Below are 14,523 nucleotides of genomic sequence, written 5' to 3'. Positions count from 1 at the left end.
TGCGAAACCTTCACAACATGGGAATTTCAAATGGCAGTTCTGAATCTGACGGGCGTTGCCAACGGCAGCCTTTATGGACCGGCTTTCAACTTCGGCAAGGACAACGACAAGGTCACCGTGCTGGCGCAGGAAACGCCGCAGGATTATGACATCTATACCTTGGGCAAGAACGATCTGATTGATATGCGCGTCGCCCATGCGGCGAACACGCATGATGTCTATGCCGGTGCAGGCAAGGATACCGTGCAAGGCGGGGCGGCAGTAGAAACCTATGCTGATCAGGCGGGCAATGATCTGGTCATTCTGCGGGGTGGAAACGACTTTGCTTTTGCCGGTGCCGGAAACGACACGCTGAATGGCGGCGCGGACGTGGATTGGATATATTTCTCTCATCTTTACAATAGCTTCGAGGGGTCTGTTGAATATAGCGGCGGCGTGACGCTCGATCTGCAAAAGACAGGGGGTCCAAAACCTCGGGGCGATGGGCAAGGACAAGATCAGCGGCTTTGAAAACGTCTTCGGCTCCTATGGCCATGACAAGATTTCTGGAACGGCCGGGGCGAACCATTTCCAGACGGCAACGGGCAATGACACGCTGATCGGGCGCGGCGGAAACGACTTTCTGGTGGCCGATGCGGGGGCAGACCTTTTGAATGGCGGCAAGGGCTGGGACATCTTTGTCTTGGGTGATGACGATCAGCGCGACATCCTGAAATACAACGCCATGAACGAAAGCAATGCCAACCCCACCATCATGCTGATGAACCTGGACAATGTGATTCAGTTTCAGGCGACCGGGCCGGGTTTTGATAAATTCGACTTCGCCGCCATCGACGCTCGCGCCGGGACCACGGCGAACGAAACCTTCACCTTCCGCGCCAATGGCGCCTTCCGTTCGCAAGGTGGCGAAATCCGGCTTGAAGTCGTGGACGGCAGCACGATCATCTATCTGGACAACGACAATGACGTTGCCGCCGAGATGGTGATCTATGTCACAGGTGCCACAGGGCTGACCATCGACAACTTCATCCTCTGACCCCATGCGCACAACGCATAGCGGCCATGCCGCATATGCAGCATGGTTTCCCTTGAACAGGGGGCAGCAAAGCCCTATCTCACCCCTCGAAGGCGGTGATTGAGTTTCTCTTACCTCCTTCATACCTCCCTGTTGGACTATGGCCGAGCTTCTGCTCGGCCTTTTTTTTGCTCAAGCGGGATTTGCCTTTCAATCGGGCAGTGCGGCGCGGCGTTCGATCAGAAAGCGGGCGTCGCCGGAATGTGTCGCCATAGCAATCGCGCGGTCATACGCCTCTCGCGCAGCCTGCCCCTGCCCGCTGCGGGCCAACAAATCAGCCACTGCCGCATGGAAAGGTTGATAGTCCTGCATATCAGGACCAATCAAATGCAATAGGTCCAAGGCCCGATCCAAATCGCCAGCCTCGGCCATCGCCACTGCCAAATTCAATCGCACCACAGGCGTCGGCTCCCACCGCAGCAGGCCTTGATACAAACCAGCAATCTGCGGCCAATCCGTTGGACCGCTTTCGACCGATGCAAGCGAGGCAATGGCGGCCTTGATCTGAAAAGGCCCGCTGGCCCTGCGTGCGATAGCCTTGTCCAACCAGCCACGCCCCTCTGATAGCATTCGCAGATCCCAACGCCGACGGTTCTGCCGGGCTAAAGGGACGGTGATACCCAATTCATCAACCCGCGCCGCCCGGCGGGAATGGGTGATCAACAGCAGGGCCAAGGCGCCCTCGATCTCGGCTTCATCCGGCCGCAACCCATTCACCAACCGCACCAGAAAGATCGCTTCTTCACAAAGATTGCGCCCATCCACAGGCCCAGCCGTATAGCCAGCCGTAAAGATCAGATAGACCACCGTCAGAACCGAATGCAGCCTTTCACCCCAGGCCTCTGGCCCCGGCACCTGATAGGCGATCCCCGCCCCGGCAATTTTCGCCTTGGCCCGCGAAAGGCGTTGCCCCATCGTCGGTTCGGCATCCAGAAACACCTGCGCAATCTGCCCTGTCGTCAGCCCACAAACCGTTCGAAGGGTCAGCGCAACCCGGCTTTTCGCCTCAAGCGCTGGGTGGCAGCAGGTAAAGATCAGGCGCAGCCGATGATCGGGGATATCTTCCCCCGCATCTTGCACCTCGTCGGCGCGGATCAACAGATCCGCCAGACCCCGCTGTTCTGTGCCGCCGCGCCGGATTCTGTCCAGCGCTTTTCGCCAGGCGACTTGCAACAGCCAAGCCTTTGGGGACGCGGGCAATCCATTCCGCCCCCAATGCACCAAGGCCGAGGCCATCGCCTCCTGCAAAGCATCCTCAGCCCGCTGCATGTCGCGCAGACGCGAAACAAGGGCGGCCATCAGCCGCCCCCGATCTTCGCGCACGAGCTGTTCCAGGCAGCGTTCCGGCGTCAAATTAATATTCCATAACCGGCCGCACTTCGACCGAACCATAGCGCGCCGCAGGGATTTCTGCCGCAAAGCGCAAGGCGGCATCCAGATCCACCGCTTCGATCAGATAAAAGCCTCCCAGATGTTCCCGCGTTTCGGCAAAGGGGCCATCCATCGTTTCGACCTTGCCAGTGCGTTTGCGGACCGTTGTCGCCGTTTCCACCGGCAGCAGCCCTTCGCCTGCAAGGAAAGTCACGACACCCGGAATACCTTCGCCCAGTTTCATGTATTCCTCCATCATCGCGTCAAATTCGGGGGTTCCGGGGGCCGGTTCCGCTCCGGGGGCTGCATAAAGCGTCAGCATATACTTCATTCTCTTCTCCATTCTGACCAGCCAATCTGGTGATCCAAGGACGTTGTCGGTTTGCCGATTTCGACATGGGGCAAAGATTTTTTTGCCCCATGCGCCTTACCCTGCCGGATTGTAATTCATCAGCGGCCGCACCTCGATCGTGCCATAGGCCGCCGAGGGGATCATCGCCGCATAGCGCAGCGCCGTATCCAGATCGGGCAGGTCCAGGATGTAATACCCCCCCAGATGTTCCCGCGTTTCGGCAAAGGGCCCGTCCATGGTTTCCACTTTGCCGCCGTTGATCCGCAGGCTGGTCGCCGTGTCGATGCCTTTCAGAGCTTCCCCATCGAAAGCGACGTCATCGGCTTTCAGCTTTTCGTTAAAGGCAAAGTATCCGCCCATCATTGCCTGAAATTCCGGGGTGCCATAGGCCGGTTCACGGGTCGGGTCCGAATAGATCAGAAGCATATATTTCATGATGTTTGTCCTTGGGAATGTGAGAGGTTTAAAGACCGAGGATGTTGACGCCAAGGCAGACCATCAGGTTCAGCACAGCCAGAAGATTGGCGCTGTTGCCGATGATGCGCAGCGGATGGGCGGCATTGTCTGCTTTCAGACCGAAAGGATGCACGATCCGCCCGATCAGCAGCAGGGCACCGCCGATATGCAGATAAAGGGCGGGCGCACCCATGACTTCCGCCAGGATCATCAGGATCAGGACAAAGGGCACCCACTCCATGAAATTCCCGTGCTGACGGACGCGGTGCAAAATCTGCACATTACCCGCATCGCCAAAAGACACGCCCGTTGCCGAACGGATGGAACTGACACGGAACCAAAGCACCAGAAAGATCAGCGCCAGTGGCAGGGCATAGATCGGGGTTACAACAAAGCTCATGGGTCACCTTTTCGGTTTTCACGGTTTCGATCCCCCAAGGACGCGGCACCTTTGCTGTTTTCGACATGGTCTGCAAAAAAATTTTGTCGCGGGCCAAAGTTTTTTCACCCCAGCGCTTTTCGCGCCCCCCCCAATCGCCTATGAGGCCGCATATCCAGCCGGAGATTGCCATGACCGAACCCGCGATCACCCCCGAACTGATTGCTGCGCATGGGCTAAAGCCCGATGAATATGCCCGCATTCTTGAGATTATCGGGCGGGAACCCTCGTTCACCGAACTGGGCATCTTCAGCGCGATGTGGAACGAACATTGTTCCTATAAGTCGTCCAAGAAATGGCTGCGGACCTTGCCCACGACTGGGCCTCAGGTCATTTGCGGCCCCGGCGAAAACGCGGGCGTGGTGGATATTGGCGACGGGCAGGCGGTCATCTTCAAGATGGAAAGCCACAACCACCCCTCTTACATCGAACCGCATCAGGGGGCGGCGACGGGCGTGGGCGGCATTCTGCGCGATGTCTTTACCATGGGGGCGCGGCCCATCGCGGCGATGAATGCGCTGTCCTTTGGTCTGCCGGACCATCCGAAAACCGCGCATCTGGTCAAGGGCGTGGTCGAAGGTGTGGGTTCCTATGGCAACGCTTTTGGCGTGCCGACCGTGGGCGGCGAGGTCCGCTTTCACCGCAGTTATAACGGCAACTGCCTTGTGAACGCCTTTGCGGCGGGTCTGGCCGATGCCGACAAGATTTTCTACTCCATCGCTTCGGGCGTGGGGATGCCAGTGGTCTATCTGGGGGCCAAGACGGGGCGTGATGGCGTCGGCGGGGCCACGATGGCCAGCGCAGAATTTGACGACACAATCGAGGAAAAACGCCCCACCGTGCAGGTGGGTGACCCCTTTACCGAAAAGCGTTTGCTTGAGGCTTGTCTGGAGCTGATGGCCTCCGGTGCTGTCATCTCCATTCAGGACATGGGGGCCGCCGGCCTGACCTGTTCGGCGGTGGAAATGGGCGACAAGGGCGGCTTGGGGATCAAGCTGAACCTGGACGCTGTGCCGCAGCGCGAGGCGCGGATGACGGCCTATGAAATGATGCTGTCGGAAAGCCAGGAACGGATGTTGATGGTTCTGAAACCGTCGATGGAACCGCAAGCGCGGGCGATCTTTGAAAAATGGGATCTGGATTTCGCGATTGTGGGCGAAACCATCCCCGAGGATCGTTTCCTGATCCTGCATGGCGGGGAAATCAAGGCCGACCTTCCCTTGTCGAAACTGTCCTCCAGCGCGCCGGAATATGACCGGCCTTGGGTGCCAACGCCTGCCGCCGCCCCTTTGGGCACGGTGCCTGCGATTGAACCGATGGAGGCGCTGAAGGCGCTGATCGGCAGCCCATCCTATGCGCATAAGGCCTGGGTTTGGGAGCAGTATGACAGCCAGGTGATGGCCGATACCGTGGTGACCCCGGGCCTCGGCGCGGGCGTGGTGCGGGTGCATGGCACGGGCAAGGCGCTGGCCTTTACCAGCGACGTGACGCCGCGTTACGTCAAGGCAAACCCGATTGAGGGCGGAAAGCAGGCGGTGGCCGAAGCGTACCGCAACCTCTGCGCCGTCGGCGCGCGGCCTTTGGCCACGACCGACAACCTGAACTTCGGCAACCCGGAAAAGCCTGAAATCATGGGGCAATTCGTGGGGGCTATTCAGGGCATCGGGCTGGCGGTGGCGGCTTTGGACATGCCCATCGTGTCGGGCAACGTGTCACTTTACAACGAAACCGATGGGCAGGGCATTCTGCCGACGCCGACGATTGGTGCGGTGGGTCTGCTGGCGTCGGTCGATGACATCATCGCCGGGCGTCCGGGGCCAAGCGATCTGGCGGTGGTGGTGGGTGAAACCCATGGCCATCTGGGCCAATCGGCGCTTTTGGCCGAGGCGTTCGGGATCGAAAGCGGCGATGCGCCGGCGGTGGATCTGGTGGCGGAACGGCGGAATGGCGAATTCATCCGTGCGCAGCGCGGGCTGATCGCGGCTTGCGCTGACCTGTCGGATGGCGGGCTGGCGCTGGCGGCGTTTGAAATGGCCGAAGGGGCGGGGATTGGCCTGACGCTGGACAGTCAGGATATCCCCACCTTGTTCGGCGAAGATCAGGCGCGCTATCTTGTGGCCGTGAAACCGGGCGATCTGGCGGCCTTTGCAGCGGCGGCGAAAGCGGCGGGCGTGGCGGTGGCTCAGGTTGGGGAATTCGGCGGCGCAAGCGTAAAGATCGGCGCGCAGGTCTCTGCATTGGCAGAGCTTTCGGCAGTCTATCGCGGGGCGTTCGCGCAAAAGCTGGGGTTGTAGAGCATGGCGATCATCGGGGTTTTTCTTGTGGCGCTGCTGCTGATGACCCCGATGCTGGCCCAAGGCCAGACGCTGTTCGGCGGACCGACGGTCGTCGATGACCCCACAAAGGCCGCCGACTATGTGCAGACGGAATCACTGATCCCTTTGGTCGAGGGCGTCACAGTTCTGGGCGTTGTCGACGGTGGCTTTCAGGACCGCTTTGTCCAGATCAAACTGGAAGTCCCCGACGACGTGACCCTGCGCCGCGTCTTGGACAGCCTGGCCGTCACGCCCGATGGCTTTGTTCCCGGCGAAAACGCGCAGATGACCATCGCCGCAGCCCCCTTTTGGAACCCGGACGAATATGCTCCCATGCCTGTGGCCCAAGGGCGGCTGTTGGGGTTTTCCTTTGTGAATGTCGGTCTTGCCCGGCCCGAGAAAAGCAGAACCCTGCTGTTCATTCTGGCGTTTCAAACCTGAACCGCCCCCCACCCCATCCCTCCCCACAAGGGGGAGGGGGGCACTTCATCACAGAGCGCGGCGCTTGGGCCTTATCGTCTCCCTCCCCCTTGTGGGTAGGGGACAGGGGTGGAGGTCAGCCTTGCAGGAACTTCACCAAGGCCAGGGTCGAGCCATCCTTGCCCGCGCCATCCGACTTGCCTTCCAGCACAGGTTGCAGCGCCAAGGCCAGTTCCTTGCCCAGTTCCACACCCCATTGGTCGTAAGAGTTGATCCCCAGGATCACCCCTTCGACGAACACCCGATGCTCATAAAGCGCAATGATCTGGCCCAGCACGAAAGGCGTCAGCTTGTCATAGGCCAGCACCGTCGAGGGCCGGTTCCCCTTGAACACCCGATGCCGCGCCTGACGGTCAAGCTCTGCCCCTGTCAGACCCTTCTTCGCCATGATCGCCGTCGCCTCGGCCAGCGAACGGCCCCGCATGAGCGCCTCGGCCTGCGCCAGACAGTTCGACACCAGCAGGGTGTGCTGATGTTTCAGCTCCGCCTCATGCCCGTTCCGCGCCACCAGAAATTCGCAGGGGATCACCCGTGTCCCCTGATGGATCAGTTGATAGAACGCATGCTGCCCGTTCGTCCCCGGCTCCCCCCAGACCACCGGGCCGGAATGGCAAGACAGGTCCGACCCATCCATCGCCACGCCCTTGCCGTTTGATTCCATTTCCAACTGCTGCAAATAGGCCGGAAGCCGTGCAAGCCGTTGATCATAGGGCAGAACCGCCCGCGTCGCATAGTCGCAAACCTGATTGTGCCAGACCCCGACCAAGGCCAAAAGCACGGGCAAGTTCTGGTCAAATGGGGCCGAACGGAAATGTGCGTCCATCGCCGCACCGCCCGCCAGAAACTGGTCAAACCCTTCCGACCCAATCGCCAGCATCAGCGAAAGCCCGATCGGACCCCACATCGAATAGCGCCCGCCGACCCAATCCTCGAACCCGAAAACCCGGGCCGGATCAATGCCATAGGCGGCGGTCTTGTCGCCAGCGGTGGACACCGCCGCAAACTGCGCCGCCGGGTCTTTCACCACCTTGGCCATCCAGGCCTTGGCCGTATCGGCATTCGTCATCGTCTCAATCGTGGTGAACGTCTTGGACGCCACGATCACCAGCGTCGTTTCCGGGTTCAGCCCCCGCAAGACATCGGCCACATGCGCCCCGTCGACGTTCGACACGAAATGCGTGCGCGGCCCATCGGCATAGGGTGACAGCGCGATGCAGGCCATTGCCGGGCCAAGATCGGACCCACCAATCCCGATGTTCACCACATCGGTAATCGCCCCACCCTGCCCCTTAAACACCCCCGACCGCACATCCCGCGCGAAAGCCTGCATCCGCGCGTGGGTTGCCCGCACATCTGGCAGCACATCGCGGCCATCCACCACCAACGAACCCGCCATATTGCGCAACGCGGTGTGCAACACCGCCCGGCCTTCGGTTTCGTTGATCTTGTCGCCGGCAAACATCGCCTCGCGCTTTGCCGCAACGCCCGCGGTTTCCGCCAGTTGAACCAGCAAGCGCCGGGTTTCCGCGTCGATGTTCGTCTTGGAATAGTCAAACAGCATCCCATCGGCCTGCACCGAAAAATCCGCTGCCCGCCCACCATCGAACAACGAAAGGATCGGACGATCCGCAATCTCGCCGTGGTGCTTTAAAAGTTCCTGCCAGACGCTTTGCATCGCTTACTCCGCCCAGTGAATGGTTGCCTGATCCAGAACCGTGCGGATTGGCGCTTCGCTTTCCGAAAGCCCCGCCGCCCGTTCAATCGCCGTCCGCTTTTCGGCACCCGTGATCAGAATGTGAATATGCATCGCCGCCTTCAGCACCGGCGCTGTCAGCGTGATCCGTGGCTCCCCCGCCGCCTCGGCCCGCAACGCCATCAGAACGGGAGCATCCGGCGCAAGCGCCTGTTCCAACAGGTCCGCTCCGGGGAAAAGGCTGGCAGTGTGCATATCCGCCCCCATACCCAGCAGCAGCACCGAAATCGGCAGATGCGCCGCCAATCCTTCGGACAGGCCCGGCAAACGGTCCTCAGGGCGCGGGGCGGGGTCATACAGCGGCACCAGTTGCGCCACCGCCGCCTTGTCGCGCAGCAGCCGTTCCCGCAGCAGCCGCGTGTTGGAACGGGGGGAATCCTCGGGCACCCAGCGTTCGTCGTTCAGAAACACCGCCACATTCGTCCAATCCAGATCCACCGCCGACAGCGCGTCAAAGATCGGCCCCGGCGTCGTTCCCCCCGGCACGCAAAGGCTGGCCTTGCCATCCCGCCGCAAAAATTCGCCCAACTGCCCGGCGATCTTGTCCGCCAAAGCCAGCATCAGCAGGTCGCGGTCAGGATATTCGATCAGGTTCATTCGCGGATGTCCCTCCAACGCCGCCCGTCCCGATGCATAAGCATCAGCGCATCTTCTGGCCCGCTGGATCCCGGATCATAGCCCTGCGGCTTGTCGCCCCGCGCTTCCCAACCCTGAATGATCGGATCGGCCCAGGCCCAGGCGGCCTCCACCTCATCCCCCCGCATGAACAGCGTCTGGTTCCCACGGATCACATCCATGATCAGCCGCTCATAGGCATCGGGCACATCCGCCGCCTCGGCCCCCAGGGCGGTCGCAAAGGCCATGTCCAAAGGCACCTGTTTCAGCCGCATGCCGCCCGGACCCGGCTCTTTGATCATCACCGAAAGCTCCATCCCCTCGTTCGGTTGCAGACGGATCACCAGCACGTTTTCGCGCCAGCCCGTTGCATCATCAAACAGGGTATGCGGCGGTTCCTTGAACACCACCGCAATCTCGCTCGTCCGCGCTCGCAGCCGCTTGCCCGTGCGCAGATAGAAGGGCGTTCCCTTCCAGCGCCAGTTCGACACATGGCATTTCAGCGCGATATAGCTTTCCGTCCGGCTGTTCGGGTCCTCGCTGTGTTCAACGTAAGACCCCTGCCCGTTCCCCGCCAGATATTGCCCCCGCACGATGTCATCCGGCTGCACCGCATCCAGCGCCCGGATCACCTTTAGCTTTTCATCCCGCACGGCGTTCGGGTCAAAGTGATAGGGTGGCTCCATCGCGATCAGGCACAAAAGCTGCATCAGATGGTTCTGCACCATATCCCGCATCGCGCCCGACTTGTCGTAATAGGCCCCACGCCCATCGACCCCCACGGTTTCCGCCACCGTGATCTGCACATGGTCAATATATTCCGCCTTCCACAGCGGCTCGAACAGAATATTCGCAAACCGCACCGCCATCAGGTTCTGGACGGTTTCCTTCCCCAGATAATGGTCAATCCGGTAAATCTGCTCTTCGGCGAAATGGTCCGCCAGCACCCGGTTCAAGGCACGGGCCGAGGCCAAGTCACGCCCGAACGGCTTTTCCACCACGATCCGGCTTTCCGCATCGGCAATGCCGTGGCGGTGCAGCTTTTCCGCCAACTCGCCAAACAGCGACGGCGCCACGCTGAAATAGAACGCCTTGACGACACCTTGCCGCACGACCTCCTTCAGCTTTTCCCAGCCGCCCGACACTTTGCCATCGACCGAGATATAGCGCACATGCGCCAAAAACCGCGTCAGGCCATCGCGGTCCAGCTTGTCTTTCGGCGTGAATTCGATCACCGCCTTCGCCACCATCTCGCGGTAACCTTCGTCATCCAGTTCCGACCGGGCCGCCCCGATGATGACACTGTCATCCGTCATCTGTCCCGCCAAAAAGCGCCGGTACAGACCGGGAAGGATCTTGCGCCGGGCCAGATCGCCCGTGCCGCCGAAAATCACCAGATCAAAAGGGTCCACCGGGATGACACGCGAAACCATCTTTCTTCCTTCCAAGGCAGGCGCTTTGGCAGTTTACTTTTGCCCGTTAGCGCTAACGAATGACGCATAGCCGCATCGCCGGGCAAAGTCCAGCACGGGCGTTATAGCGCATCAGGGTCAGGGGGAAAGTGCCTTTTCCAGAGGCATCACATCTCGTCGATCAGCATCCAGCGCAGGCGCTGCACGCCCGGTTCGGCGGCCAACCGCTGCACCACCTGTTCCACCATCGCCTCGGTCATGCCTTCCCCATTCACGATGGCCGACAATTCGATTCCCTCGGGCACCGCCCTCGCCTCAATCTCGGACAGATGCAACCCGCCCAAGGTCAGCACCCGCAAGGCCAGCGAACGCATCACGCCTTCCTGATCGACAGGACAGGTCAAAAGCACCTTGAACGACCGGGTGATCGGCACCCCCGCCTTGGTATAGCGCTTCATCAGCTTGACCAAAGGCCGCAGGCCCAGATTGATGAACACCACCATCCCCGTCAGCAGCAGCGCAAAGGGCCAAGCCCCAGCCCCCGCCAGCAAGCCCACCGCCGCCGAACACCACAGAGTCGCCGCCGTGTTCAACCCATGCACGTTGAACCCGTCCCGAAAGATGATCCCGGCCCCCAGAAAGCCGATGCCCGAGACCACCTGCGCCGCCACCCGCGTCGGGCTGACCTCGTGGTCGAACAATTGCGAAAAGACCACAAAGGCCGCCGCCCCCACCGCCACCAGCGCATTGGTCCGCAGCCCCGCCATCCGCTGGCGCACCTGCCGTTCCGACCCGATCAAAGCCCCACAGGCCATCGCCACGCCCAGATTGATCGCCGCCGCCTGCAAGGCCAGACTCATCGCTTCACTCCCCATGTTTCGGGCAATCCATCACGGCGACAGCGGAATGTGAAGCTTTTGTAACGAAATGATGACGGATTTCATCTTGCCAAAAATACCTTGGGGGTTTGGGGGCAAAGCCCCCAACACCTCACGCGTCCAGTTCGGCGTCCCAATACAGGAAATCCATCCAGCTTTCATGCAGATGGTTCGGCGGGAAGCGACGGCCGTGGGCCTGCATTTCCTCGGCATTCGGGGCGCGCGGCACCCTGTTCAGATGCAGCCCCGAATGTTTCAGCGACTTATTGGCCTTTTTCAGGTTGCAGGGCGAACAGGCCGCCACCACGTTTTCCCAAGACGTGACCCCACCCCGCGAACGCGGCACCACATGGTCAAAGGTCAAATCGCCCTTGGCCCCGCAATATTGGCAGCAAAATTCGTCCCGCAGAAAAAGATTAAAGCGCGTGAAGGCCACGCGCTTTTGAGGTTTCACATAGTCTTTCAGCACGACGACCGAGGGTATCCTGAACTCGGCCCTCTGGCTTCGCACCACATGGTCATATTCCGCAATGATCTGCACACGGTCCAGCACAGCGGCCTTTATCGCCTCTTGCCAGGGCCACAGCGACAGCGGGTAATAGGAAAGCGGCCGGTAATCGGCATTCAGCACAAGCGCCGGATAATGTTTCAGCGCGGCGGGTTCCCGCACGAAAGAGGTTCTGAAGTCGCCGTCCAACAAGATATCACACCCCGTCACGTCGCATTCCGGGTTTTCGCCCGTGAAACAGACTATATCTGGCATATCGCGCCTGACAAGCCCACAATCTGGCCTCTTTCTGCCAGTGCGAAGTGACAATGGCGTGACTAAGACAGGCGGTCCTGCAAAAAGGCCAAAGTCACCTGCAAACCGTCCGGCGCAATCCCATGCCCCGTGCCGCGCATCACATGGCCAAAGCATTCGAACCCAGCCTCGGTCAGCCCCTGCCCCGCCTTTTGCATATCCGTGAAAGGCACCACCTGATCCTGATCGCCATGGATCAGCAGAACGGGCGGTTTCACGCGGGCCTCTGCCAACAGGTTTTCCGGGGCCAGCAACCGCCCCGCAATCGCCACAACCCCCGCCATCGCCTGATCGCGGCGCGGGGCCACCTGCATCGCCATCATCGCACCTTGGCTGAACCCCACCAGCACCATCCGATCCGCCCCCAGCCGATATTCTGCGAGCTGTGCATCAAGGAAAGCATTCAGATCGACCGACGCCTGCGCCAACCCAGCGGCGGCCATCGCCTCAGACGATCCATCCAGCCAGGGGATCGGAAACCACTGCCAGCCAAAGGCCGTGCCATGGGGGCGTTCGGGGGCATCCGGCGCGACAAAGGCGCAATTCGGCAGATGTGGGGCCAAAGGATCGGCCAGCCCCAAAAGATCAGCCCCATCGGCCCCATAGCCATGCAAGAAGACGACCAAAGACCGCGCCATGCCGGGCTCTGCGCCCGCCTTGCCAAAATTCAAAACCCGCGCCGTCATGCCAAAATCCCTTCCCGCCCCTTCGCCACCCGGTAATAGGCCCAGAGAATCCGCGCCGCAACCGACCGCCAAGGCGACCATTCGACCGCCATCGCCCGCAACGCCTTGTCATCCGGTCGCGCCTCCAGCCCAAACAAGGCCCGCGCCCCTTCTTGCAAGGCCAGATCCCCCGCCGCCAACACATCCGCCCGCCCCAAGGCGAACATCGCGTAAATCTCGGCGGTCCAAACCCCGATACCCGGCAAGGCCACTAGCGTTTTCACCACCTGTTCGTCGGGCATCACCTCCAGCCCCGCATAATCCAGATCGGCCCGCGCCAAGGCGCTGACATAGCGCGCCTTAGGCCGCGACAATCCGCAGGCACGCAGCTCTTCCTCGCTCGCCAAGGCCGCGCGCACGGGATCGCCATAGCCCGCCTCCAGAACCCTGTCGCGGATCGCCGCCGCGCTGGCAATGCTCACCTGCTGGCCCACAATGGCCGACAAAAGCGCCCCATAGCCCCCTTCTTGCCGCCGCAAGGGCAACTCGCCCACCTGCTCCAAAGCATAGGCAAAACGCGGATGCGCCTTGGCCAGCCAATCCGCCCCTTCCGCCACATCCTCAGGCCCGATGATGATCCGCAATTCTACCCCCTTGGCCTTTCAGATTTTCAGGTCTAACCCTTTGCCATGACCAATACCATCGCCCCCCCCGACGATCGCCTCGCCAAACGCAATCTCGCCGTTCTGGTTCTGGCACAGGCCATCCTTGGTTCGCAGATGTCCATGGTCTTTATCGTCGGCGGGCTGGCGGGCAACACCCTTGCCCCCAACCACTGCCTCGCCACCCTGTCCATCACCATGACCGTCTTGGGTTCCATGCTCTCGGCCACCCCGCTTTCGGCCCTGATGCAGGCCAAGGGGCGTCGCTTTGGTTTCATGACCGGGGCTGCCGCTGGCATGGTCGGCGCAGTGCTGGCCGTGACCGGGCTTTATCATTCCAGCTTTACCCTCTTCCTTTTGGGCGCACTGCTGACCGGCACCTATCAATCGGCCCAAGGCTTTTACCGCTTTGCCGCCGCCGACACCGCCTCAGACGCCTTCCGCCCCAAGGCCATTTCATGGGTGTTGGCCGGTGGCCTCGTGTCCGCCGTGCTGGGGCCGCAACTGGTCAAGGCCACCGATGACATGTTCGTTGTCCCCTTCCTTGGCACCTATCTGGCCGTCATCGGCCTCAATGTGCTGGGCCTGATCCTCTTCGCCTTCCTGCGCATTCCCCTGCCGCAACCGCCCAACGCGGGTGAGGCCAAGGGCCGCAGCCGCATGGAATTGCTGAAATCCCCGCCCATCGCCGTCGCCGTCATCTGCGCCACTGTGTCCTATGCCTTGATGAACCTGGTGATGACCTCCACCCCCTTGGCCGTCGTCGGCTGCGGCTTCACCCAAGACAATGCCGCCGATATCGTCGGCGCGCATGTCTTGGCGATGTTCGCCCCCTCCTTCTTTACCGGCCATGTCATTGCCCGGCTGGGTGCCCCCCGCGTCATGGCCATCGGTCTGACCATTCTGGCGGCAGCGGGCGTTGTCGCCATCGCGGGCGTCGAACTGACAAATTTCTTCATCGCCCTGATCTTGCTGGGCGTCGGCTGGAACTTTGGCTTCATCGGTGCCACCGCCATGCTGACCGCCAACCACACCCCGGCCGAGCGTGGCCGGATGCAAGGCCTGAACGATCTGATCGTCTTTGGCGGCGTGACGCTGGCCTCACTCTCCTCCGGCGGGTTGATGAACTGCGCCGGTGGCTCCGTGCAGGGTGGCTGGCAAGCCGTCAACATGGCCATGCTGCCGTTTCTGGCTTTGGCCGGGGCCGCACTGATCTGGCTGTGGCTGCGCCCGATGGACAAGGCCTAG

At 61.2% G+C, this 14,523-nt stretch carries 16 protein-coding genes; 5 read left to right on the top strand and 11 right to left on the bottom strand.

The window, feature by feature from the left end:
• Nucleotides 1-30 precede the first annotated feature (30 nt).
• Both IE095_RS00785 and IE095_RS00780 read left to right on the top strand, forming a co-directional pair.
• Nucleotides 31-510 carry a hypothetical protein gene (locus tag IE095_RS00785; RefSeq protein WP_189409513.1) on the top strand — a complete coding sequence of 160 codons (480 nt, stop codon included), beginning with the start codon at nt 31-33 and terminating at the stop codon, nt 508-510.
• Nucleotides 482-1,036, top strand: a complete 555-nt coding sequence (locus IE095_RS00780; RefSeq protein ID WP_189409512.1) for a calcium-binding protein — start codon at nt 482-484, stop codon at nt 1,034-1,036. The genes IE095_RS00785 and IE095_RS00780 overlap by 29 nt, the downstream gene beginning before the upstream one ends.
• Before the next feature lie 189 nt (nt 1,037-1,225).
• Here IE095_RS00780 and IE095_RS00775 read toward each other — a convergent pair whose 3' ends face one another.
• The 4 genes from IE095_RS00775 to IE095_RS00760 form a co-directional block, all read right to left on the bottom strand.
• Nucleotides 1,226-2,467 carry an RNA polymerase sigma factor gene (locus IE095_RS00775; protein ID WP_189409511.1) on the bottom strand — a complete coding sequence of 414 codons (1,242 nt, stop codon included), beginning with the start codon at nt 2,465-2,467 and terminating at the stop codon, nt 1,226-1,228.
• Nucleotides 2,430-2,777: a YciI family protein gene (locus IE095_RS00770; protein WP_189409510.1), complete on the bottom strand. Its 348-nt coding sequence runs from the start codon at nt 2,775-2,777 to the stop codon at nt 2,430-2,432. The genes IE095_RS00775 and IE095_RS00770 overlap by 38 nt, the downstream gene beginning before the upstream one ends.
• Nucleotides 2,778-2,873: 96 nt before the next feature.
• Nucleotides 2,874-3,233 (bottom strand): YciI family protein, encoded by a 360-nt coding sequence (locus IE095_RS00765; RefSeq protein ID WP_189409509.1) that lies wholly within the window; start codon nt 3,231-3,233, stop codon nt 2,874-2,876.
• A gap of 28 nt (nt 3,234-3,261) precedes the next feature.
• Entirely contained in the window at nt 3,262-3,654 is a 393-nt protein-coding gene (locus tag IE095_RS00760) for an MAPEG family protein (RefSeq protein ID WP_189409508.1), read from the bottom strand.
• 170 nt (nt 3,655-3,824) lie between these two features.
• Here IE095_RS00760 and purL point away from each other — a divergent pair, with 170 nt between their 5' ends.
• The gene (gene purL, locus IE095_RS00755) at nt 3,825-5,987 is read left to right on the top strand and encodes a phosphoribosylformylglycinamidine synthase subunit PurL (RefSeq protein WP_189409507.1); all 2,163 of its coding nucleotides are present in this window, start codon (nt 3,825-3,827) and stop codon (nt 5,985-5,987) included.
• 3 nt (nt 5,988-5,990) lie between these two features.
• A complete protein-coding gene (locus IE095_RS00750; protein ID WP_189409505.1) occupies nt 5,991-6,449 on the top strand; it encodes a hypothetical protein in 459 nt (152 codons plus the stop codon).
• A gap of 115 nt (nt 6,450-6,564) precedes the next feature.
• On the opposite strand, the gene pgi is transcribed toward IE095_RS00750, so the two are convergent.
• The 7 genes from pgi to IE095_RS00715 form a co-directional block, all read right to left on the bottom strand.
• Nucleotides 6,565-8,163, bottom strand: coding sequence for a glucose-6-phosphate isomerase (pgi, locus tag IE095_RS00745; protein ID WP_189409504.1), 1,599 nt, complete (start codon nt 8,161-8,163; stop codon nt 6,565-6,567).
• A gap of 3 nt (nt 8,164-8,166) precedes the next feature.
• Nucleotides 8,167-8,838, bottom strand: coding sequence for a 6-phosphogluconolactonase (pgl, locus tag IE095_RS00740; RefSeq protein WP_189409503.1), 672 nt, complete (start codon nt 8,836-8,838; stop codon nt 8,167-8,169).
• Nucleotides 8,835-10,289, bottom strand: coding sequence for a glucose-6-phosphate dehydrogenase (gene zwf / locus IE095_RS00735; RefSeq protein ID WP_189409502.1), 1,455 nt, complete (start codon nt 10,287-10,289; stop codon nt 8,835-8,837). The genes pgl and zwf overlap by 4 nt, the downstream gene beginning before the upstream one ends.
• Nucleotides 10,290-10,435: 146 nt before the next feature.
• The gene (locus tag IE095_RS00730; RefSeq protein WP_189409501.1) at nt 10,436-11,128 is read right to left on the bottom strand and encodes an MgtC/SapB family protein; all 693 of its coding nucleotides are present in this window, start codon (nt 11,126-11,128) and stop codon (nt 10,436-10,438) included.
• A gap of 130 nt (nt 11,129-11,258) precedes the next feature.
• Entirely contained in the window at nt 11,259-11,843 is a 585-nt protein-coding gene (locus IE095_RS00725; protein WP_189410111.1) for an HNH endonuclease, read from the bottom strand.
• A gap of 128 nt (nt 11,844-11,971) precedes the next feature.
• On the bottom strand, nt 11,972-12,634 hold the full coding sequence (locus IE095_RS00720) for an alpha/beta hydrolase (RefSeq protein WP_189409500.1): 663 nt from the start codon (nt 12,632-12,634) through the stop codon (nt 11,972-11,974).
• Entirely contained in the window at nt 12,631-13,257 is a 627-nt protein-coding gene (locus IE095_RS00715) for a DNA-3-methyladenine glycosylase family protein (RefSeq protein WP_189409498.1), read from the bottom strand. The genes IE095_RS00720 and IE095_RS00715 overlap by 4 nt, the downstream gene beginning before the upstream one ends.
• Nucleotides 13,258-13,302: 45 nt before the next feature.
• Here IE095_RS00715 and IE095_RS00710 point away from each other — a divergent pair, with 45 nt between their 5' ends.
• Entirely contained in the window at nt 13,303-14,523 is a 1,221-nt protein-coding gene (locus IE095_RS00710; RefSeq protein ID WP_189409496.1) for an MFS transporter, read from the top strand.

It is taken from the genome of Neogemmobacter tilapiae (genome assembly GCF_014652215.1).
GTDB lineage: Bacteria > Pseudomonadota > Alphaproteobacteria > Rhodobacterales > Rhodobacteraceae > Neogemmobacter > Neogemmobacter tilapiae.
This window is presented reverse-complemented; position numbering and strand designations above follow the sequence as displayed.